The following is a 21,793-nucleotide window of genomic DNA, read 5'->3' as shown; positions in this document are numbered from 1 at the left end:
CTTATTTCAGACCGGTCTTTTTCTGCATCGCGGCCATCACGCCCGCTTTATCCGCAAGATAATGATTCAGACCGTTCGCGCGCAGGTTACAGGCGGCACACTGCCCGCAGCCGTCCCCTTTAATGCCGTTGTAGCAGGTCAGGGTCTCGTTGCGAACGATATCCAGCTTGCCCCAGTAGTCGGCCAGCGCCCAGGTTTCGGCTTTATCCAGCCACATCAGCGGCGTTTCGAAGCGGGTCTCTTTTGCCATACCCAGATCGACGGCGTGATTGAGTGCTTTCACGAATTCATCCCGACAGTCCGGGTAGCCAGAGAAGTCGGTCTCACACACGCCCGTGATCACCGCTTCGGCTTTCACCTGGTAGGCATAGATTGCCGTCAGGGTCAGGAAGAGAATATTACGCCCAGGTACGAAGGTATTCGGAATGCCGCTGGCATCCGGTTCGTAATCAGGAACCGGAATGCTGTCGCGGGTGAGGCTGCTGACGGCCAGTTCATTTAACAGCGTCACGTCCAGCACTTTATGAGCGCGGGCGCCCAGTTTGAGGGCCAGTTCACGAGCGACATCGATTTCAGCGCGATGACGCTGACCATAATCAAAAGTGACGCAATGCACTTCATCATACTGGTGAAGTGCCTGAATCAGGCAGGTTGTGGAATCTTGTCCTCCGCTGAACACGACGACGGCACGTTTCATAGATCATCTCGACAGTTACGGTAAAAGCGTCATGTTAACGCCTGGCTAAAGCGGCGACCAGCTTCTTCACGCGTTTGGTGGAGGAAGCCAGGCTTCGGTGAAGTCAAACCAGCCGCGAGTGTTAAGGCGTATGCCGTTGACCCCCGGAGGCGCGCTGATTTGATACTGGTAGTTAAAGAGCGGTGTCAGGACGGCTGTCTCCATTAATCGGCTGAAGATAGCCTGAAGTCCTGCGTGTCGGTCACGTTCGTCGGCCTGCGTCTGCACCGCATCCAGTGTGGCCTGCAAATGGGCGTATGCCGGTGCGCTCAGCAGATGCGGCCAGAGCGCATCGCAGCGGAGCCACTGCTCAAGGGTATACGCTGGCGCTTCGCCAATCAGTCTGTCTCCCATCATGATGTCTGCATCGGCAAGCTGCTGGCAACCGTCCCACGTCTTGGCGTCGTGAAAGATGACGGTCAGTTCACAACCTTGCCGCGCAAGGTATGCTTTTAACTGGCTGGCCATGGTGTGAAGCTCAACCGGCAGGTGGTAGACAAGCGTCAATGCCTCTGGCAGCACAACGTCGGTTAAATCAGTCCACTGGGGGATCGCCCAGCCGGGAAGCAGTTCTTCGGTAGGAGTGATGAGCCCTTCGTTCAGGGGAAGCGTGTGCAGCAGCGTTGAGAGATGAATGATATTAATCAGCCGCTTTGCCTGAAGTTCGCTCAGACGCGGACTTTGTTTCAGCGTGAGGTAGCAGAAGCCCAGACTGGTGCTGTTACTCACCAGCCGCAGGCTGGTCAGCTCGTCGGCCTCGCCAATGGCGATTTGCACCGGGTGGCGACAGCTGGTGCCCAGACTGTAGTCAAAAAGCTGGGGCGTGATCCAGTACTCGATAGCCTTAAGCAACGGATGGCCAAGGTGATACTGCTCGTGGCTTTCCAGACGCACCAGTTCAGGCTCAAAAACGCTCAGCCGAAAGGGACCGCTGCCCACCACGGGGTAATCAGGATGCGCCAGACGGCTACAGTAGGTTGCCAGCCTGTGCGCCAGCCAATAGTCAGGTTGATGCAGAATAAACGTCAGGCTTTGCGGATGCGTGGTTTCGATACGTAAGACGCTGCGGAAAAGCGTGTCCATGCCGGGCTGCGATAGCAGCGCCGTCAGGCTTTGCCTGAGCTGTGCCGTCTCTATTTTATCGCCGTTATGCCAGTGCAGGGTGGAGCGTATGTAGAAATGCCAACGCAGGCCGTCAGCAGAGACTTCCCAGTGATGCGCCAGATCGCCCGTGGGTTCACTGCTGTTACCATTAAAACGCATCAAACCAGAGAATACCTGTCCCGCCAGATGCTGCTCCGCCCGGCCAGGGAGAAACCCCGGCTGAAGCGGCTCCAGCGAGCGATAGTAGGGAATACGCAGCGTCGGCGTATCGTTCTGCCATTGCCCGCCCATAAACGGATGCAGCAGCGATCGCAAATCTTCAGGCGCGAGCTGGGCCAGCTCCAGCGCGTTGTGCTGCTGTCCACTTTTCAGGGCCTCTTCCATCATCGTATTACGCAACGAATCCGGGGTGACGTGAAAGCGTAATTCCCCACGCTTTCCTCGTCCGGAGCGGGCGTTCCAGCTTAGCCAGCCCGCCTCCTGCGCCTGGCGCAGCAGGGTGCGTACATGTCGCTCGCTGCAAAAGCAGCGGCTGGCAAGTTCACTGATGGTCACCTGCTGCGTTGCGCCGGCGGAGGGGTGCCACAGACGCTGATACTGGTTAAGACGGTTAAGCTGGCGCATGAAAAACCCGGAACAATAATTATCATCTATTCACTATTACTTCCGTATATCTCACGTAATACTGATGCACAAGTTAACCGCATCACATTTCGGGAGTAATTATGGCTCGGCTCGCTGCATTTGATATGGACGGCACGCTGTTAATGCCGGATCACCGTTTAGGGGAGAAAACCCTGAACACACTTAAGCGCCTGCGCGAGCGTGAAGTCACCCTGACGTTTGCCACTGGTCGTCATGTGCTGGAGATGCGCCATCTGCTGGGAACATTTGCCCTCGATGCGTTCCTGATCACCGGCAACGGGACGCGCATTCACTCCGTCGAGGGCGATGTGCTGCACCGTCAGGATCTGGATCCGGAAGTGGCGGACATCGTCCTGCACAGCACCTGGGATACGCAGGCCAGCGTGCATGTTTTTAACGATGAAGGCTGGTTTACCGGGCGTGAGATCCCGGCCTTGCTGCACGCTCACGTTTACAGTGGCTTTAAATATCAGCTCATCGATTTGCGCCGCATTCCGGCACACAAGGTAACCAAGATCTGCTTCTGCGGCGATCACGACGATCTCTGCCGCCTGCGTATTCAGCTTAACGAGGCGCTGGGCGACCGGGCGCACCTGACCTTCTCGGCGGTGGACTGTCTTGAAGTGCTGCCGGTGGGCTGTAACAAAGGATCTGCGCTGGCGGTGCTGAGCGATCGTCTGGGGCTGACGATGCAGGACTGTATGGCCTTTGGTGACGCCATGAACGACCACGAGATGCTGAGCAGCGTAGGCCGTGGTCTGATTATGGGGAACGCGATGCCGCAACTTATCGCCGCGCTCCCGCATTTACCGGTTATCGGACACTGTCGTAACGAAGCGGTGTCCCATTTTTTGACGCATTGGCTGGACAAAAATAACCTCCCATATTCCCCCGAATAGCGAGATCCTTCCAGCAAGCCAGGCTAAAGCCTGGCTTTTTTTTATTTCACCAGATGCGAAATCTGCGCTTTCCACGGTTCAACATCGCCAATATTGGCCTGTACCCATTCTGCGTTGTAATAGGTGTCCAGGTAGCGTTCCCCGCTGTCGCACAGCAGCGTGACGACAGAGCCGCTAAGGCCTTCTTCACGCATTCTCGCGGCCAGTTGTAGCGCCCCCCACATATTGGTGCCGGTAGAGGCTCCGACCTTACGGCCAAGCTGTGTCTCCAGCCAGTGCGCCGTCGCGACGCTGGCGGCGTCCGGCACGCGGAGCATCTTATCCACAACGTCCGGAATGAACGAGGGTTCGACGCGCGGGCGACCAATTCCTTCGATCTTGCTCCCCACAGGGCTGCGCAGGCTGGCATCGCGAGATTGCCAGTAATCAAGGAACACCGAGTTCTGAGGGTCAACCACCATCAGCTGCGTATCATAACCCTGACAGCGGATATAACGTCCGATGGTGGCGGAGGTTCCGCCCGTGCCCGCGCTCATGACAATGTAAGAGGGGACGGGATGTGGCTCGTGGGTCATCTGGCGGAAAATGCTGTCCGCAATGTTATTATTGCCGCGCCAGTCGGTGGCGCGCTCGGCGAAGGTGAACTGGTCCATATAGTGACCATTTAGTTCGCGGGCCAGCATTTCGGAGGCCGCATAGATTTCGCAGGCGCTTTCCACAAAGTGGCAGCGTCCGCCGTAAAATTCGATCTGTTCAACTTTACGTTTCGCCGTGCAGGAGGGCATCACAGCGATAAACGGCAGGCCCAGCAGGCGGGCAAAGTAGGCCTCTGAGACGGCAGTTGATCCGGACGACGATTCAATAATCGTGGTGCCTTCTTTAATCCAGCCGTTACATAAACCGTATAAAAAGAGTGAACGCGCCAGGCGATGCTTCAGGCTGCCGGTAGGATGGGTACTTTCATCCTTCAGGTAAAGCTGAATGCCGGGAAATCCAGGCAAAGGCAGGCGGATCAAATGGGTGTCTGCCGAGCGCTGATAGTCGGCATTTATTTCGCTGATGGCATGTTTAACCCAGGTGCTATTCATCGTAGTTATCCGTTTGTCATTTTGTGCCCAGCATAGCGAAAAGCACAGAAAAAATTGTTGCTATCTGGCCTTTAAAATAGAATGTAAGGAGAATAATTTTCTCTGGGAGGTGGATATGCTAGATAAAATTGACCGCAAGCTGCTTTCTTTGCTGCAAAGCGACTGCACCCTCTCTTTGCAGGCGCTGGCAGATGCCGTTAATCTGACCACCACACCGTGCTGGAAGCGCCTCAAGAAGCTGGAAGACGATGGCATTCTGCTGGGACGTGTGGCGCTGCTGGACCCCGAAAAACTGGGGCTTGGACTGACCGCCTTCGTCCTGATAAAAACGCAGCATCACAGCAGCGAATGGTACAGCCGCTTCGTCACCCAGGTTTCCGACATGCCCGAGGTGCTCGGCTTCTGGCGCATGGCGGGGGAATACGACTATCTGATGCGTGTTCAGGTGGCAGACATGAAGCGCTACGATGATTTTTACAAGCGGCTGGTCAATAGCGTACCGGGCTTGTCCGATGTCACCTCCAGTTTCGCCATGGAACAGATTAAATACACCACAGCGTTACCCATTGAATAACTTCATAAAATATCTTCAGGAAAAGACCGCGTGCGATTATTTGCCCAATTAAGCTGGTACTTTCGTCGGGAGTGGCAACGCTACCTCGGCGCGGTGGCCCTGCTTATTATCATTGCCATTTTGCAACTGATCCCGCCCAAAGTGGTGGGATACGTCGTGGATGGTGTTACGGAACAACATTACACCGCCGCACGGGTGATGATGTGGGTCGGTACGCTGGTGTTGACGGCCGTGGTGGTTTACCTGCTGCGTTATGTCTGGCGCGTGCTGCTGTTCGGCGCGTCCTATCAGCTTGCCGTTGAGCTGCGCGAGGACTTTTACCGCCAGCTGAGCCGCCAGCACCCTGAGTTTTATCTGCGTCACCGTACCGGGGATCTCATCGCCCGCGCCACTAACGATGTGGACCGTGTGGTGTTTGCCGCCGGTGAAGGGGTGTTAACGCTGGTGGATTCCCTGGTGATGGGCTGTGCGGTACTGATTGTGATGTCTACGCAAATTAGCTGGGAGCTCACGCTGCTGGCGCTGCTGCCGATGCCGCTGATGGCGCTGGCGATTAACCGCTACGGCGAGCAGCTCCATGAACGCTTTAAGCTGGCGCAGGCGGCGTTCTCGTCGTTAAACGATCGCACCCAGGAGAGCATGACCAGCATCCGCATGATCAAAGCGTTTGGTCTGGAAGACAGGCAGTCCGCGCTGTTTGCGGCCGACGCCGCCGATACCGGTGCGAAAAACATGCGCGTGGCGCGTATAGACGCCCGCTTTGATCCGACAATTTATATTGCGATTGGCATGGCGAACCTGCTGGCGGTGGGCGGCGGCAGCTGGATGGTGGTGCGAGGCACCATGACCCTCGGGCAGTTAACCAGCTTTGCGATGTACCTCGGGCTGATGATTTGGCCGATGCTGGCGCTGGCCTGGATGTTTAACATCGTTGAACGTGGGAGCGCCGCCTACAGCCGTATCCGCGCCATGCTGGCGGAAGTGCCGGTAGTGAACGATGGCAGCGAGCCGGTACCGGAAGGTCCGGGTGTTCTGAAGGCTGATATCCGCGTCTTTATCTACCCGCAAACGGAACATCCGGTGCTTGAAAACGTCAGTTTCACGCTGCGTCCTGGTCAGATGCTGGGCATCTGCGGCCCGACGGGCTCCGGTAAAAGCACCATTCTGTCACTGATTCAGCGCCATTTTGACGTGAGCGAAGGCGATATCCGTTTCCATGACGTCCCCCTGCCACGTCTGCTGCTGGATGACTGGCGCAGCCGCCTGGCGGTCGTCAGCCAGACGCCGTTTTTGTTTTCAGACACCATAGCCAACAATATCGCGCTCGGGTGTCCGACCGCGACACAGGACCAGATCGAGCACGTGGCGCGTCTGGCCAGCGTCCACGAGGATATTCTGCGCCTGCCGCAGGGCTACGACACGGAAGTGGGTGAGCGGGGCGTTATGCTCTCCGGCGGACAAAAACAGCGTATCTCTATTGCCCGCGCGCTACTGCTGGACGCTGAGATCCTGATTCTGGATGATGCGCTGTCCGCGGTTGACGGGCGTACCGAGCATCAAATTCTGCATAACCTTCGCCAGTGGGGAGAGGGGCGCACGGTCATCATCAGCGCGCACCGTCTGTCGGCGCTTACCGAAGCCAGTGAAATTCTGGTGCTTCAGCACGGACATATTGCCCAGCGTGGTCAGCATGAGCAGCTCGCCGGGCAGACCGGCTGGTATCGGGATATGTACCGCTATCAACAGCTTGAAGCCGCGCTGGATGAGGAGGTGGCCGATGCGTAAGTTTGGACAGATGTGGCCGACGTTAAAACGGCTGCTGGCCTATGGCTCACCGTGGCGCAAACCGCTTTCCATCGCCGTGCTGTTGCTGTGGATCGCCGCGATTGCGGAGGTGACCGGTCCGCTGCTTATCAGCTATTTTATCGATAACATGGTGGCGAAAAGCTATCTGCCGCTGGGGCTGGTGGCGGGGCTGGGTGTGGCGTACGTCGGGCTACAGCTGACGGCGGCAGGGCTGCATTACGCGCAGTCACTGCTCTTTAACCGGGCCGCCGTGGGCGTGGTCCAGCAGCTACGCACGGATGTGATGGATGCCGCGCTGCGCCAGCCGCTGAGCGAGTTTGATACCCAGCCGGTCGGGCAGGTTATTTCGCGCGTCACCAATGACACCGAGGTGATCCGCGACCTCTATGTAACCGTTGTTGCAACGGTTCTGCGCAGTGCCGCGCTAATTGGCGCGATGCTGGTGGCGATGTTCAGCCTGGACTGGCGGATGGCGCTGGTGGCAATCACCATTTTCCCGGCGGTGCTGATCGTGATGGTGATTTACCAGCGCTACAGCACGCCGATCGTGCGCCGCGTGCGCGCTTACCTTGCAGATATCAATGATGGCTTCAACGAAGTGATCAACGGCATGAGCGTTATTCAGCAGTTTCGCCAGCAGGCGCGTTTTGGTGAGCGAATGGGGGAAGCCAGCCGCTCGCATTATATGGCGCGGATGCAGACGTTACGCCTGGACGGTTTCCTGTTACGTCCGCTGCTGAGCCTCTTCTCGGCGCTGGTGCTGTGCGGACTGTTGATGCTGTTTGGCCTGACGACGCGCGGAACCATTGAGGTGGGAGTGCTGTACGCGTTTATCAGTTACCTTGGCCGTCTTAACGAACCGCTGATTGAACTCACCACGCAGCAGTCGATGCTGCAACAGGCAGTGGTCGCGGGCGAACGTGTATTCGAGCTAATGGACAGGCCGCGTCAGACCTATGGCGATGACGAACGCCCGCTGGAAAGTGGATCCATAGCGTTTGATCATGTCTCGTTTGCCTACCGCGACGACCAGCTTGTCTTGCAGGATATCAACCTCGAGGTACCGTCGCGTGGTTTTGTCGCCCTGGTTGGGCATACCGGCAGCGGCAAAAGCACGCTCGCCAGTTTGCTGATGGGCTACTATCCGTTGACGCAGGGGGAGATCCGTCTGGACGGACGGCCGCTTGCCTCGCTTAGCCACAACGCGTTGCGTAAGGGCGTCGCGATGGTGCAGCAGGATCCGGTGGTGCTGGCGGATACCTTTTATGCCAACGTGACGCTGGGACGTCCTTTCACCTCTGAGCAGGTATGGGAGGTGCTGGAAACGGTGCAGCTGGCGGATCTGGCGCGCGGGTTAAGCGAGGGGATCAATACCCGGCTGGGTGAGCAGGGCAACAACCTCTCCGTCGGGCAAAAGCAACTTCTGGCGCTGGCGCGCGTGCTGATTGAGACGCCGCAGGTGTTAATTCTGGATGAAGCGACAGCAAGCATTGACTCCGGTACCGAGCAGGCGATCCAGCAGGCGCTGGCTGCCGTGCGGGATCACACTACGCTGGTGGTGATCGCCCACCGCCTGTCAACGATCGTCGATGCCGATACCATTCTGGTGCTGCACCGTGGCCAGGCCGTTGAACGGGGTACGCACAGAGCGCTGCTTGAGGCAAAAGGACGCTACTGGCAGATGTATCAGTTGCAGCTGGCAGGCGACGAACTGGCCGCCAGCGTGCGCGAGGAAGAGTCACTCAGCGCCTGATGCACCATAACAAGGCAATGCGCTAACAGACTTAACCGTTGGTGCAAAACTGAAACGCACCCTGCACTGCCATGGTGCGTTTTTTTTTCACTTTTTCCCGGCGCATGCGCGCCGCGGCGCTTTCCTCCTCACCTTTCACTTCTGGCACACCCTTTGCAATATCACTGTCGTGTTAGCTGCGGCCATTACCGAATTCTGACTGGAGGGGATATATGAAGCTGGTTACGGTGGTAATCAAACCATTCAAACTCGAAGACGTGCGTGAAGCGCTGTCTTCCATGGGTATTCAGGGACTGACTGTCACCGAAGTGAAAGGCTTTGGGCGTCAGAAAGGTCATGCCGAGCTTTATCGCGGGGCGGAATACAGCGTTAACTTCCTGCCAAAAGTGAAGATTGATGTGGCGATTGCCGACGATCAGCTTGATGAGGTGATTGATGTCGTCAGCAAAGCGGCCTACACCGGAAAAATTGGCGACGGCAAAATTTTCGTTGCTGAACTACAGCGCGTCATTCGCATCCGTACCGGCGAATCTGACGAAGCGGCGTTGTAAGTAACTCCTGGCACACAGTGATAGGGATCGAGAAAATGAAGAAAGCAACAATGAAAACAGGTCTGGGTTCGCTGGCACTGCTGCCGGGCCTGGCAATGGCCGCACCTGCTGTGGCAGACAAAGCCGATAACGCCTTTATGATGATTTGCACCGCGCTAGTGCTGTTCATGACGATTCCGGGGATCGCGCTGTTTTACGGCGGCCTGATCCGCGGCAAGAACGTACTCTCCATGCTGACGCAGGTTGCCGTCACGTTTGCGCTGGTGTGCGTGCTGTGGGTGGTTTACGGTTACTCGCTGGCCTTCGGGGAGGGCAACGCCTTCTTCGGCAACGTTAACTGGGCGATGCTGAAAAATATCGAACTGACCGCGGTAATGGGCAGCTTCTATCAGTATATTCATGTCGCGTTTCAGGGCTCATTCGCCTGCATCACCGTGGGGCTGATTGTGGGCGCGCTGGCTGAGCGTATCCGCTTCTCTGCGGTACTGATTTTCGTGGTGGTCTGGCTGACGCTCTCCTATGTCCCGATTGCGCATATGGTCTGGGGCGGTGGTCTGTTGGCTTCCCATGGCGCTCTGGACTTTGCGGGCGGCACCGTTGTTCACATCAACGCCGCCGTAGCCGGCCTGGTAGGCGCATACCTGATTGGCAAGCGCGTGGGCTTTGGGAAAGAAGCATTTAAGCCGCACAACCTGCCGATGGTCTTTACCGGCACCGCCATCCTCTACTTTGGCTGGTTCGGCTTCAACGCAGGTTCAGCCAGCGCCGCTAACGAAATCGCCGCGCTGGCCTTCGTGAATACCGTGGTGGCAACTGCCGGGGCCATCCTCTCATGGGTATTTGGCGAGTGGGCCGTTCGCGGCAAGCCATCCCTGCTGGGTGCCTGTTCTGGGGCGATTGCCGGTCTGGTAGGTATTACGCCAGCATGCGGTTACGTGGGCGTGGGCGGCGCATTGCTGATCGGTATCGTCGCGGGTCTGGCGGGGCTGTGGGGCGTTACCGCACTGAAACGTATTCTGCGCGTTGACGATCCGTGTGATGTATTCGGCGTACACGGTGTGTGCGGCATTATCGGCTGTATCATGACCGGTATCTTTGCTGCACAATCTTTGGGCGGCGTGGGTTATGCTGAAGGCGTGACCATGATGCATCAGGTGCTGGTCCAGCTTGAAAGTATCGCGATTACGGTTGTCTGGTCGGGCGTTGTGGCCTTTATCGGCTACAAGCTGGCCGATATGACCGTGGGGCTGCGCGTACCGGAAGAGCAGGAGCGCGAAGGTCTGGACGTCAACAGCCACGGCGAGAATGCGTACAACGCATAATTTGAGTGCCTTGCCGGGTGGTGGCTTCGCCTTACCCGGCCTGAAAAAGTGAAATTTGCAGGCCCGGTAAGCGTAGCGACCGGGCTTTTTACCTCACCCGCGATTACGCATCACACCTTCCTGCACGGTAGAAGCCACCAGCACACCATCCTGGGTGTAAAACTCCCCGCGAACAAAACCGCGTGCGCTGGACGCAGAGGTACTTTCTACGCTGTAAAGCAGCCACTCGTTCATATCGAAAGGACGATGGAACCACATGGAATGGTCAATCGTGGCGACCTGCATCCCTTTTTCCAGGAATCCCACGCCGTGCGGCTGTAGCGCAACCGGCAGGAAGTTGAAATCCGACGCATAACCCAGCAGATACTGATGCACGCGCAAGTCTGCCGGTACGCTGCCGTTGGCGCGGATCCACACCTGGCGGGTGGGCTCAGCAGTATGCCCCTTCATTGGGTTATGAAATTCGACCGGGCGGATCTCCAGCGGTTTATCGCACAGAAACTTCTCTTTTACCTGCGGCGGCAGCAGATGTGCGAGTGTACGGGCAATTTCGGTTTCCGATTTCAGATCGTCCGGCGATGGGGCAGACGGCATCTGTTTTTGATGCTCATAGCCCGGCTCTGGCGCCTGAAAGGAGGCGGTCATGTAGAAGATGGGTTTCCCATGCTGGATGGCCGCCACACGGCGAGCGCTGAAGCTTTGGCCGTCACGCAGAACTTCCACGTCGTACACAATCGGTTTAGCGCTGTCACCGGGGCGTAAAAAGTAGCTGTGGAATGAGTGCACCAGACGGTCTGCCGGAACGGTTTCCTTAGCGGCATATAGCGCTTGCCCCACGACCTGGCCCCCAAAAACCTGGCGTAAGCCTAAATCTTCGCTCTGTCCGCGAAAAAGCCCTTCTTCTATTTTTTCCAGGTTCAGCAATGTCAGCAAATTGTTCAGTGCCTGACTCATAGTGGTCCTCAATAAACGCCGTGGCGAAAGATACGCTGAGTATAACGCAGAAACGATAGTGGTCCGATGGGTAGAATTATCTTAATACCTGGGCAAAATTAGGCATAAATCCGTGATTTGTGCCACACTTGTTTACGTTATGTGAATAAAACGACATCGGATGGGATCGATCCCGCCGGTGCATTGATGATAAGGAGACTTCAATGAAACTCGTGCCTATGTTAAGCGGTGTTGCAATGGCGGTGGCGTTGTCCGCCTGTGCGGATAAGAGTGCCGATGTAGCGGTACCAACGGCGACCCCAAACGGGATTAACACCCTTTCACAGCAAGCTATTCGACAGCCTAACGTGTCCGGTACCATCTGGATCAAACAGAAAGTCGCTCTGCCGCCGGACGCGGTTTTAACGGTCACGTTATCCGATGCGTCTCTGGCGGATGCACCGTCTAAAGTCCTTGCACAGCGTGCAGTTCGTACAGAGGGTAAACAGGCGCCGTTCAGCTTCGTGCTGCCGTACAACCCGTCTGACGTTCAGCCTAACGCGCGTATCCTCCTGAGCGCGGCGGTAACGATCAACGATAAGCTGGTCTTTATCACCGATACCGTGCAGGAAGCGGTCAACAAAGGGGGCACCAAAATCGACCTGACCCTGGTCCCGGTGCAGCAGACTGAAGTGCCTGTGGCAACGCAGACCAATCAGCCGACCTTGCCTACACCGCCAACACAGTTGTAACTTTCTTTCGCCCTCTTCATCTTGACGGGAGAGGGCGTCAGTATTCCCAGCGATACTTCTGCATATCTATCTGTCCCGTCCCGGACACCTGCACCCCTTCTGAGAGTAATGCCTGACGCTGGCGCTGCAAGTCTGGCCCGGTGAGGGAAATGGCACCATGGCGATTAACGACCCGGTGCCATGGTAACGTACTTCCCTCCGGAAGCCTTCTTAGCACGCCGCCAACCTGACGCGCTGCGCGCGGTGAGCCCGCCAGTCGGGCGACATCCCCATAGGTCGTGACACAGCCTTCCGGAATCGAGGCCACGATTTGCCACACTCGCTGTGGGAAAGTGTCATGTTCGTCCATTGTTTCTCCAGCGGGAAATCAGCGAAGGGTAATGTTATACGAAGATAAAGAAGATTGTCGGGTCAGTTTGCGCAATAATCCAGCATCCAGTTGCCAGCGGCTTGCAATTGAGGTGCTCCACAGGGATAATGCGCCAGCGCGTTGGTTATCAACGCTCTCAATGGGGGCTCTGTTGGTTCTCCCGCAACGCTACTCTGTTCACCAGGTCAGGTCCGGAAGGAAGCAGCCAGGGCAGACGACGTGGGTGCCGGGATGTAGCTGGCAGGGCCCCCACCCATTTGTGTTCTTCTCTGAAGTTTCCCCCCTATATAAACCTTCTCAATTATGTGCCTATTTTGTTCGTGCAATATATCCTTCATTGAACTGAAATAATAATGTCATAAACCTGTAATAATAGACTGTCATTTTATTATCGGGCGTCTTTTTGTTGTCATAAGTAAAAAAATATATATCTGGATAACAAACTTATCTTCGTGTATTAAATTAAACACGTGTTCCGAAAGGATGTGACAATCATGGTAACTGCGGTTTTAAACGTTAAAATTGATGAAGCGCTAAAAGAAAGACTCCGCCACTATGCGGAAGACAATAATGAGAATTTAAGCGTGACCACAGAGAAACTGCTGCTGCTGGCATTTGAAGCAGTAGAAGAGGCGGGAGTATCGGAAGAGGATGTTGATAATCAGCATACGGAAGAAGAGAGCGTAAATCCATTTACTCCTAAAGAAATCAAAGCACTACGTAAACTTCTGAAGAAGAGAAAATGAAACAACAACTATCGACTGCCAGCGATTACAACGAGGCCTGCAATCTGTTACGTTCGGGCTATGTGAAACATGTTCGTCTTGGCTGGAATGTAGGAAGTGATGAGTTCTTTCGAATTGCGTCTGACTGGTGTGATACCGGTGCAAAAATAAAGAAAGAAGGTGAAAATTTCATTATTTCGCTGAAAGGCTTCCCGATTCCTCCTCAACATTAAGTTGTTCTTCATGAAAACTGCTGACTGCATGCGTTACAGTCAGCAGTTTTTATTGTTTCTGGCGAATAATTTACACCAGGCTCCGTTTTACTGGCGGTGTACTTTTATTTAAGGCAAGCCACAGCGGTTTGATACGCAGTAATGCCTCTTCAAGTTCTGGCGAATTGAGTGAGAAGGGCATACGCAGGTAGCGGTCAAACGCGCCTGAAAGCCCAAAGCGCGTGCCGGTGCCCATAATGATGCCTGTCGTTTCCGCACGTGCCGCCAGTTGAGTCGCCAGCATGCCGGGTAGTTCAATCCAGTATGAAAGTCCTCCCTCCGCTTCCTGAAACCGCCATTCGGGGAAATGCTCCCGTAACATCTGGCCGCAGCGGTCACGCCGTTCTGCCAGCATTTGCCGCCGGGCAGGCAGGAAGGTTTCACTGTTTTCGATAAGCCACAGCGTGGCCAGCTGTTCCAGCACCGGAGAGCCCAGATCCAGCGTATCGCGCGTCTGTGCGAGCGTGGCGATAGTGCGGGACGAGGCGCGGATCCAGCCGAGACGAAGCCCACCCCAGAAGCTTTTGCCTGCGGAACCCAGCGTAATCACCGCGGCCTCCGGGTTAAAGGCGGCCAGCGGCGGCGGCGGGGGAGCATCGAACCAGAGATCGACCATGGTTTCATCCACCACCAGCGTGGTGCGGGTTTGCGCGGCGATGTCGGTTATGGTCTGACGCGTCGCGGCATCCATGCAGCGCCCGGTCGGATTATGAAAATCCGGCATTAGATAGGCCAGACGCGGGGCTGTCTGGGCAAGCGTTGCGGCAAAACCATCGGTATCCCAGCCCGTTTCTGGCAGCGAGACGCCCACGGGCCGACATTGCGCCCCCTGAATCGCGGCTATCGCCAGCGGGTAGGTGGGATGATCCACCACCACGCGATCCCCGGGCCCGGTCATCATTCTTAAGATCAGGGCGAAGCCGCTGACGGCACCGTTCACCACCATCACTTCGTCTGCCCGGGTGGGCAGACCGCGTGCGGTGTAGCGGGCGGCGATAGCTTCACGCAGCGCTGGAAGCCCAAGCTGATCGTACCCGGTCAGCGCCAGATTCGGCGTAATGGTCGTCAGCGCGTGGGTGTAGGCCTGATGGATCTCTGGCCCTGCGTTGAGCGCGGCGGTTGAGAGATCCAGCGCCGCGCTGGCAGTGGAAAGCGTGGGCACGGCCCGGCTGTCTGGCAGGATCGCCCGGGAACCGCTGCCGTGACGGCTCTCCAGAAAACCCTCTTCACGCAGATGCGCCAGCGCGCTGCTGATGGTGGTGCGGCTGACGTCCAGTGCGGCGGCCAGTTCCCGCTCTCCGGGCAGGCGCGTGTTTAGCGCCAGCCTGCCATCCAGAATTAACAGGCGTAACGCGTCAGCCAGCTGGCGCCACCGCGGGGTGCGGGAAGAGGTTTGTTGCCAGTGCCCTAACAGGCGAACCAGAGACTGGCTTCCAAAACGACGTGATGACATGTGCAGTCCACTATTTGAAAACTGGACATTAATCATAGTGCCATTTTCAGCGAAGATGGAAGCTGGTTCTTCGGAGAAGAGAAAATGGTGCGTCGTCTGGTACAACTTTATGTCGGTTTAGCCCTTTACGGACTTTCAACCGCGATGTTTATTCGTTCGGATCTGGGTGTTGATCCCTGGAATGTTTTTCACCTTGGCGTCGCCATCCAGGCCGGAATGAGCATCGGCACGGTGATGATTTTAACCGGGGCTGCGGTGCTGCTGCTATGGATCCCGCTGCGTCAGCTTCCGGGGCTGGGTACGGTCAGTAACGTGATTTGTATTGGCCTGGCGGCAGATGCGTCAATGGCATTGATCCCGGAACTCACCTCGCTGCCCGTGCGCATCACCCTGCTGGTTTCCGGCATTGTGGTTAACGCCCTTGCCACCGGAATGTATATCGGCGCGGGTTTTGGCGCAGGCCCGCGCGACGGTCTGATGACCGGCATACACGCCCGGCTGGGCTGGTCGATCCGCAGCGTGCGTACCGCAATCGAGGTGACCGTGTTGATCGTCGGCTATCTCCTCGGGGGAGCGTTTGGCGTCGGAACCGTGCTATATGCGTTAACCATCGGCCCGCTGATCCAGCTTTGTTTGCCGTGGTTTCGCCAGAGACCGCGCATGCAGAAAGCCGCGCAGCCGGAGCGGATTGCTTAATTTTGCGAAGCGCTCACAGGCTATAATGGCGTAACTGTGTCAGAATAGTGACTACCTTTTACGACGCCAGAATCTATGAAAGCGATCACTCTTTATGACGTTGCCCGCGTAGCGGGCGTTTCTTATCAGACCGTTTCCCGGGTGATTAACGACGCGGAACACGTTTCTGCCAGTACGCGGGAAAAGGTCCGACAGGCCATGGCGGCGCTACACTATGTACCTAACCGTGGCGCGCAGCAGCTGGCCGGAAAACGCACCCGCACGCTGGGGCTGATGACCAGCGATCTGGCGCTGCATGCGCCGTCGCAAATCGCCTCAGCTGTAAAATCCCGGGCAGTGGAGCAGGGGGCTGGCGTGCTCATCTCTATGGTGGAGCAGCCCGCGCAGTGTCAGGCTGCTTTGCAGGAGTTACTGGCGCAGCGCGTGGAGGCGCTGCTGGTGAACGTTCCGCTGGAAGATGCTCAGGCAGAAATGCTTCAGGAAATGGCCTCGCCGACCCCGGTTCTTTTTCTTGATGTTTCCCCCACAGCTCGGGTTAACAGCCTCGTTTTCAATGCTGAACAGGGCGCTGGCCTGGGGGCGGAGCATCTGCTTTCGCTGGGGCACCGGCGAATTGCGCTGCTCGCCGGGCCGGAAAGTTCTGTCTCTGCCCGGGCTCGCCTGGCGGGATGGAAAACTACGCTGGCTCAGGCTGGCGTGGAGGCGTTTGCGGTGGCGCAGGGCGACTGGAGCGCGGCTTCAGGCTACGAGAAAGGGCATCAGCTCCTGGCGGGCGCGCAGCTGCCGGAGGCGATCCTTGTGGCGAACGATCAGATGGCGCTTGGCGTTTTACGCGCCTGTGCGGAAAAAGGCGTTGCGGTACCGGGGCAGATCTCGGTTGCTGGGTTTGATGATACGGCTGACAGCGCGTGGTTTTCCCCTCCGCTGACCACCGTTCGGCAGGCGTTCCGCGAGGCCGGTGAACGCAGCGTGGAGTGGCTCCTGGCAACTGCCCGTCACGCCGAACCCTGGCAACAACAACTTCCTGTTACGTTGATCGTTCGTCATTCCACCGCGCCGCGCGCCGTACAACAGGCCGATCGTGAAGAGCTGGCGCAACAGCTAAGAACGCTGGCGCTGCTGGCGGAGAAACTGGCGCGCAGCTAGCACTTTTGTGATCGTGCTCGCCTGGTGACGATCAAAGTCTTTACCGCCACCGTTTACCAGGGCATGTTGACTAAAATTGTGAGCGCTTCGTAAAGAGGTTGATATGTCTTCCACATTGCCGCTGACCCTCAGCGCAATTCTGGCTCGTCGTGACTGGGAAAACCCGGGCGTGATGCAGTGGAATCGTCTGGCCGCACACGCGCCTTTTCATAGCTGGCGCGATGAAACCCTCGCCCGGGAGGATAAGCCTTCGCTGAGCGAGCGTCTGCTTAACGGCATCTGGCGATTCAGCTTTTTCCCGGCACCAGAGCAAGTGCCCGAGGCATGGGTAACGGACGATCTGTCTGATGCCGTTGAGATGCCCGTGCCGTCGAACTGGCAGATGGAGGGATTCGATACCCCCATCTACACCAACGTCACCTATCCGATAAATGTGAACCCGCCCTATGTACCGGCTGAAAACCCAACCGGTTGTTACTCGCTCACATTTGAGATGGATGATGCCTGGCTGCTCAGCGGGCAAACCCGCATTATCTTTGATGGGGTGAATTCAGCTTTTCATCTGTGGTGTAACGGCCAGTGGATGGGCTATTCCCAGGACAGCCGTCTGCCTGCGGAGTTCGACCTCAGCGCGGTGCTGCGACCGGGGCAGAACCGCCTGGCGGTGATGGTGTTACGCTGGTGCGACGGAAGCTACCTGGAAGATCAGGACATGTGGCGGATGAGCGGCATTTTCCGTGACGTCTCGCTGCTGCACAAGCCGGAAACGCAGATTGCCGATTATCAGATCGTGACCGATCTGAATGCCGAATGCGATCGGGCGCTGCTCCGGGTTGACGTTGCGCTGGAAGGCTTACGCTATGCCGAATGCGAGGTGGCGTTTACCCTGTGGCGTAACGGCGAAGCCTGCGCGCAAATCACGCAACAGCCCGGATCGGCCATCGTGGACGAACGCGGCAGTTGGGCGGAGCGGCTCACGGTGGCGATACCCGTGAACAATCCCGCGCTGTGGAGCGCTGAAACACCGGAACGCTATCGTTTGACCATGTCGCTTCGGGATGTGCAGGGCAACATGCTGGAGACTGAAGCCTGCGATGTCGGTTTCAGACGCGTCGAAATCAGCAACGGCCTGCTGAAGCTTAACGGCAAACCGCTGCTGATCCGCGGCGTGAACCGTCATGAACATCATCCTGAGAAGGGGCAGGTGATGGATGAGGCGACCATGCGCCGCGACATCGAACTGATGAAGCAGCATAACTTCAATGCCGTGCGCTGCTCGCATTATCCGAATCACCCTCTGTGGTACACGCTTTGCGATCGCTACGGCCTGTACGTGGTCGATGAGGCGAATATTGAAACCCATGGCATGGTGCCGATGAGCCGCCTGGCGGACGATCCGCGCTGGCTGCCTGCCATGAGCGAACGCGTAACGCGTATGGTGCAGCGGGACCGGAATCATCCGTCCATCATCATCTGGTCCCTGGGGAATGAGTCCGGGCATGGGGCGAATCACGATGCGCTGTACCGCTGGCTGAAAACCACCGATCCCACGCGGCCGGTGCAGTACGAAGGCGGGGGGGCCAGTACGGCGGCAACTGATATTATTTGCCCGATGTATGCCCGCGTCGATCAGGATCAGCCGTTCCCGGCGGTGCCAAAGTGGTCGATTAAAAAGTGGATTGGTATGCCGGACGAAACCCGTCCGCTGATCCTGTGCGAGTATGCCCACGCGATGGGTAACAGCTTTGGCGGCTTTGCCAGCTACTGGCAGGCATTCCGCAGCCATCCCCGGTTGCAGGGCGGCTTTGTCTGGGACTGGGTCGATCAGGCGCTGACGAAAAAAGCGGAAGACGGCACGGCATTCTGGGCCTACGGCGGCGATTTTGGCGATAAGCCCAACGATCGTCAGTTCTGCCTCAACGGGCTGGTGTTTCCCGATCGCACCCCGCATCCCGCCCTTTACGAGGCACAGCGTGCCCAGCAGTTCTTTACCTTTACGCTGGTGAGCACCGCTCCGCTGCTCGTTGATATCCAGAGCGATTATCTGTTCCGTCATACTGACAACGAGAGTCTGCGATGGTCGGTGGCGCGTGACGGTGCGGTATTGTCTTCCGGCGAAATAACCCTTTCTGTTGCGCCCCAGGGGACACAGCGCGTTGAGATCCCGCAGACTGAATTCGGCGCTGAACCGGGCGAGGTCTGGCTCAACGTGGAGATCGTTCAGCCGCAGGCCACGCCGTGGTCGCCGTCCGGCCACCGTTGTGCCTGGGATCAGTGGCCGCTCCCGGCTCCGCTGTACCTTACGCCACCGAAAGCAGACGGAACCCCACCACAGTTAACGGTGCAGGAAGAGGTGCTGGACATCACTCATCAGCAGCAGCGCTGGCAGTTTAGCCGTCTCACCGGCAACCTGACCCAGTGGTGGAACGCGGGCGCTGAAACGCTCCGTTCCCCGCTAACGGATAACTTTACCCGCGCGCCGCTGGATAATGACATTGGCATCAGCGAGGCGACCCGCATCGATCCGAACGCGTGGGTGGAACGCTGGAAAGCGGCAGGGATGTATGAGATATCCTCGCGCCTTATCCAGTGTGAAGCGGAACAGCATACCCGTGAGGTGGTGGTGACCACGCAGCACGTCTGGGAGCATCAGGGTAAAGCGCTGTTTATCAGCTACAAGGTCTGGCGGATTGATGACCACGGGTTACTGCACGGTGATGTGCAGGTGACGGTGGCGTCTGACATTCCTGAACCCGCTCGCGTGGGCCTGAGCGTTATGCTGGCGGATATCCCGCAAACGGTGCGCTGGCTGGGGCTGGGCCCGCTGGAGAATTATCCGGACAGAAAACTGGCGGCGCAGCAGGGGCGCTGGGCGTTACCGCTGGACGCCATGCAGACGCCGTATATCTTCCCGACGGAGAACGGTTTACGCTGCGACACCCGTGAGCTGACGTTTGGCTCACATCAATTCCAGGGACAGTTCCATTTCTCCCTGAGCCGTTACAGCCAGCAGCAACTGCATACGACAACGCATCAGCACTTGCTGCGGGAAGAGGCTGGCTGCTGGTTGAATCTTGATGCCTTCCACATGGGCGTGGGGGGGGACGACTCATGGAGCCCGAGCGTAGCTCCCGCCTTCATTCTGCAAAACCGTCGGCTGCGCTACACGTTTTGCTGGCAGCAGAACGGCTGAGCCGATACGTGCGGCCACTGCCGTGGCCGCACGTAACACCGCGTAATGGGTTTATTTCCTGAGGTTGTGCTCGGCCCAGCGAATGAAATCTTCTTTAGGCAGCGCCTTGCTGAAATACCAGCCCTGTCCGTACTGCACGCCGTGGCGATGCAACCATTCGAGCTGCCCTTCAGTTTCAATGCCTTCTGCGACCATCGCCAGCTTAAGCGATTTGGCCATTTCGATGATGTGGGGAGTCACGTTCTTATACTCCAGCGCGTCCACAAAGGATTTATCAATCTTCAGGGTATCGACATCAAGATCCTGCAAATAGCTCAGGCTGGAGTAACCCGTACCAAAATCATCAATGTAGATGGCATGCCCGGAGCGCCGAAACGCAGCGATGGCAGGGGCGCTGACGGCAGGATCGGCAAAGCCGCGCTCGGTCAATTCAAGGGCGATCTGGCGCGGGTGGACGCCCCATTTGTTGAGCAATTGACTCAGCAGGCGAGGCAGCTCGGGGGACGTTAAATCGGATGGTGCAAGGTTGACAGAAATGTGCAGTTCCGGGTGATGATGCAGCCAGGCACCTAAATCCTCAAACACCTTATTCACCACCAGCTGTGTCAGCGTTGAAATAAGCCCCGTCTGCTCCGCCAGGGGAACAAAGAGATTAGGCGACAGGTCACTGCCATCTGGCTGCGGCCAGCGCATCAGCGCTTCTGCACCCACCAGTTTTCCACTGCATAGCGCCACAATGGGCTGATAGTAAACCTCGATCTCCCGGTTGTTGATCGCGTCGATCAGCCGGTTACGCGGGGAAAGCAAACGGCGGAGGATGCGAAGCACAATAAGGGCTGCAACCAGGCTTATCAGTATGCCTGCCGGTAGCCAGATGATCAGCTGCTGATGCCAGGATGCCGCGAGCGGTTTTAACGATGCCCAGGCAATAACCGTAAGCCCCAGTTCTGGCACCGGTTTCAACACGTACATCGAGCCGTTGTATTGCACGCGCTTAACGTCCTGCTGCTCCTTAACGACAGAAAGAATATACGGGTCGAGAATATTGCTTCTGGCAAATATCCGATGGGTTTCGCTGCCCACCAGGGCGGCATCCATCGAAATGTCACCGAACGGGACAACATCCACAAGCGACGCCGGATCGACCATTACCAGATAATGTCCTTTCCCCAGAACGGCCATATAACGGTGAATGCCGAGGTCGTTTTGCGAGGTGAGCCACGCGCTATATCCGTCTGCGGTGATCCGCATCGGGAGCGGTAATATCGCCGTATTACTGGATTGTTCCAGAGAGGAGCAGAGCGGCTTCAGGTTATCGATATACATCACTTCCTGAATATAGCGCCATGAGAACGCGACACGACGCATTTCGCGTAAGTGCGGAGGAGTGCAGGGCGGGGCGTTGAACAACTGTAGGTGCGTGAGCGCCTGTTTTGCCTGCGCAACGACTCTGTCGGTACGGATCAGGACGCGCGAGGCATATCTGTCCAGTGCATCCACAAATTTCGCCTCTGCCTGACGATGCGCCAGCCAGATACTGAGGCACACAGGGACCAGCACAGAGAAGATCAGTACGCCTGTCACCAGGCTGACCAGATGTCGGGTTCGCATGCTGCTGTATCCTTTCCATATGCCCGACCAGGGCATGGAGTTTGCGCGCCAGATGAAAAATTTTTTATCGCTAAATGATATAGTTATAGCATGTAACAGTCTCTGGCAGTATTTGAAAACCTTTCAAAAACAGGCTGTGCATCACAGGGGTTGTTTTTGCAGCA

General features: G+C 57.1%; 19 protein-coding genes and 1 other RNA gene. 13 read left to right on the top strand and 7 right to left on the bottom strand.

The genetic code is table 11. The annotated features are described in order from the left end of the window. Nucleotide 1 precedes the first annotated feature (1 nt). Nucleotides 2–697 (bottom strand): 7-cyano-7-deazaguanine synthase QueC, encoded by a 696-nt coding sequence (queC, locus tag ACOT0L_RS13325; protein ID WP_022647250.1) that lies wholly within the window; start codon nucleotides 695–697, stop codon nucleotides 2–4. A gap of 66 nt (nucleotides 698–763) precedes the next feature. Then, nucleotides 764–2,464 carry an SgrR family transcriptional regulator gene (locus tag ACOT0L_RS13320; RefSeq protein WP_126503087.1) on the bottom strand — a complete coding sequence of 567 codons (1,701 nt, stop codon included), beginning with the start codon at nucleotides 2,462–2,464 and terminating at the stop codon, nucleotides 764–766. A 101-nt stretch (nucleotides 2,465–2,565) separates the two neighbouring features. On the opposite strand from ACOT0L_RS13320, the gene cof reads away from it, so the two are divergent. Continuing rightward, complete coding sequence (cof, locus tag ACOT0L_RS13315; RefSeq protein WP_023299454.1) at nucleotides 2,566–3,384, top strand: HMP-PP phosphatase; 819 nt, start codon at nucleotides 2,566–2,568, stop codon at nucleotides 3,382–3,384. Nucleotides 3,385–3,425: 41 nt separating this feature from the next. On the opposite strand, the gene ACOT0L_RS13310 is transcribed toward cof, so the two are convergent. Further along, on the bottom strand, nucleotides 3,426–4,472 hold the full coding sequence (locus ACOT0L_RS13310; RefSeq protein WP_126503085.1) for a PLP-dependent cysteine synthase family protein: 1,047 nt from the start codon (nucleotides 4,470–4,472) through the stop codon (nucleotides 3,426–3,428). Between the two features lie 115 nt (nucleotides 4,473–4,587). On the opposite strand from ACOT0L_RS13310, the gene ACOT0L_RS13305 reads away from it, so the two are divergent. The 5 genes from ACOT0L_RS13305 (at nucleotide 4,588) to amtB (ending at nucleotide 10,478) form a co-directional block, all read left to right on the top strand. Then, nucleotides 4,588–5,046 carry an Lrp/AsnC family transcriptional regulator gene (locus tag ACOT0L_RS13305; protein ID WP_022647254.1) on the top strand — a complete coding sequence of 153 codons (459 nt, stop codon included), beginning with the start codon at nucleotides 4,588–4,590 and terminating at the stop codon, nucleotides 5,044–5,046. Nucleotides 5,047–5,076: 30 nt separating this feature from the next. Beyond that, a complete protein-coding gene (locus ACOT0L_RS13300) occupies nucleotides 5,077–6,831 on the top strand; it encodes a SmdA family multidrug ABC transporter permease/ATP-binding protein (protein ID WP_126503083.1) in 1,755 nt (584 codons plus the stop codon). Then, nucleotides 6,824–8,605 carry a SmdB family multidrug efflux ABC transporter permease/ATP-binding protein gene (locus tag ACOT0L_RS13295; protein WP_126503081.1) on the top strand — a complete coding sequence of 594 codons (1,782 nt, stop codon included), beginning with the start codon at nucleotides 6,824–6,826 and terminating at the stop codon, nucleotides 8,603–8,605. The genes ACOT0L_RS13300 and ACOT0L_RS13295 overlap by 8 nt, the downstream gene beginning before the upstream one ends. A gap of 212 nt (nucleotides 8,606–8,817) precedes the next feature. Beyond that, complete coding sequence (glnK, locus tag ACOT0L_RS13290; protein ID WP_006809867.1) at nucleotides 8,818–9,156, top strand: P-II family nitrogen regulator; 339 nt, start codon at nucleotides 8,818–8,820, stop codon at nucleotides 9,154–9,156. 35 nt (nucleotides 9,157–9,191) lie between these two features. Continuing rightward, nucleotides 9,192–10,478 (top strand): ammonium transporter AmtB, encoded by a 1,287-nt coding sequence (gene amtB, locus ACOT0L_RS13285; protein WP_126503079.1) that lies wholly within the window; start codon nucleotides 9,192–9,194, stop codon nucleotides 10,476–10,478. A 93-nt stretch (nucleotides 10,479–10,571) separates the two neighbouring features. Here amtB and tesB read toward each other — a convergent pair whose 3' ends face one another. After that, nucleotides 10,572–11,432: an acyl-CoA thioesterase II gene (tesB, locus tag ACOT0L_RS13280; protein ID WP_045307883.1), complete on the bottom strand. Its 861-nt coding sequence runs from the start codon at nucleotides 11,430–11,432 to the stop codon at nucleotides 10,572–10,574. 203 nt (nucleotides 11,433–11,635) lie between these two features. On the opposite strand from tesB, the gene ACOT0L_RS13275 reads away from it, so the two are divergent. Further along, nucleotides 11,636–12,163, top strand: a complete 528-nt coding sequence (locus ACOT0L_RS13275; protein ID WP_022647259.1) for a YbaY family lipoprotein — start codon at nucleotides 11,636–11,638, stop codon at nucleotides 12,161–12,163. 37 nt (nucleotides 12,164–12,200) lie between these two features. Here ACOT0L_RS13275 and ACOT0L_RS13270 read toward each other — a convergent pair whose 3' ends face one another. Further along, nucleotides 12,201–12,512, bottom strand: coding sequence for an MGMT family protein (locus tag ACOT0L_RS13270; RefSeq protein WP_045307884.1), 312 nt, complete (start codon nucleotides 12,510–12,512; stop codon nucleotides 12,201–12,203). Between the two features lie 170 nt (nucleotides 12,513–12,682). Between ACOT0L_RS13270 and ffs the strand changes: the two genes are divergently transcribed. The 3 genes from ffs to ACOT0L_RS13255 all read left to right on the top strand — a co-directional run bounded on the left by ffs (nucleotide 12,683) and on the right by ACOT0L_RS13255 (nucleotide 13,491). Further along, nucleotides 12,683–12,779: signal recognition particle sRNA small type (gene ffs / locus ACOT0L_RS13265), an RNA gene on the top strand. 248 nt (nucleotides 12,780–13,027) lie between these two features. Beyond that, nucleotides 13,028–13,279: a hypothetical protein gene (locus ACOT0L_RS13260; RefSeq protein WP_022647261.1), complete on the top strand. Its 252-nt coding sequence runs from the start codon at nucleotides 13,028–13,030 to the stop codon at nucleotides 13,277–13,279. Then, nucleotides 13,276–13,491: a hypothetical protein gene (locus ACOT0L_RS13255; protein ID WP_006809861.1), complete on the top strand. Its 216-nt coding sequence runs from the start codon at nucleotides 13,276–13,278 to the stop codon at nucleotides 13,489–13,491. The genes ACOT0L_RS13260 and ACOT0L_RS13255 overlap by 4 nt, the downstream gene beginning before the upstream one ends. 70 nt (nucleotides 13,492–13,561) lie before the next feature. Here ACOT0L_RS13255 and ACOT0L_RS13250 read toward each other — a convergent pair whose 3' ends face one another. Beyond that, nucleotides 13,562–14,983, bottom strand: a complete 1,422-nt coding sequence (locus tag ACOT0L_RS13250) for a PLP-dependent aminotransferase family protein (protein WP_023305590.1) — start codon at nucleotides 14,981–14,983, stop codon at nucleotides 13,562–13,564. 84 nt (nucleotides 14,984–15,067) lie between these two features. Between ACOT0L_RS13250 and ACOT0L_RS13245 the strand changes: the two genes are divergently transcribed. The 3 genes from ACOT0L_RS13245 to ACOT0L_RS13235 all read left to right on the top strand — a co-directional run bounded on the left by ACOT0L_RS13245 (nucleotide 15,068) and on the right by ACOT0L_RS13235 (nucleotide 20,018). Then, entirely contained in the window at nucleotides 15,068–15,679 is a 612-nt protein-coding gene (locus ACOT0L_RS13245) for a YczE/YyaS/YitT family protein (protein ID WP_022647263.1), read from the top strand. Nucleotides 15,680–15,754: 75 nt separating this feature from the next. Beyond that, nucleotides 15,755–16,825: a LacI family DNA-binding transcriptional regulator gene (locus tag ACOT0L_RS13240; protein WP_126503077.1), complete on the top strand. Its 1,071-nt coding sequence runs from the start codon at nucleotides 15,755–15,757 to the stop codon at nucleotides 16,823–16,825. 103 nt (nucleotides 16,826–16,928) lie between these two features. After that, entirely contained in the window at nucleotides 16,929–20,018 is a 3,090-nt protein-coding gene (locus ACOT0L_RS13235) for a beta-galactosidase (protein ID WP_126503075.1), read from the top strand. A gap of 51 nt (nucleotides 20,019–20,069) precedes the next feature. Here the strand turns inward: ACOT0L_RS13235 and ACOT0L_RS13230 are convergent, their stop codons facing one another. Continuing rightward, nucleotides 20,070–21,629, bottom strand: a complete 1,560-nt coding sequence (locus ACOT0L_RS13230) for an EAL domain-containing protein (protein WP_126503073.1) — start codon at nucleotides 21,627–21,629, stop codon at nucleotides 20,070–20,072. Between the last annotated feature and the right edge of the window lie 164 nt (nucleotides 21,630–21,793).

The organism is Enterobacter cloacae complex sp. XAL002 (assembly GCF_049236805.1).
GTDB lineage: Bacteria > Pseudomonadota > Gammaproteobacteria > Enterobacterales > Enterobacteriaceae > Enterobacter > Enterobacter intestinihominis.
Note: the sequence above shows the minus strand (reverse complement) of the source record. Positions and strands in the feature narration are given on the sequence as shown.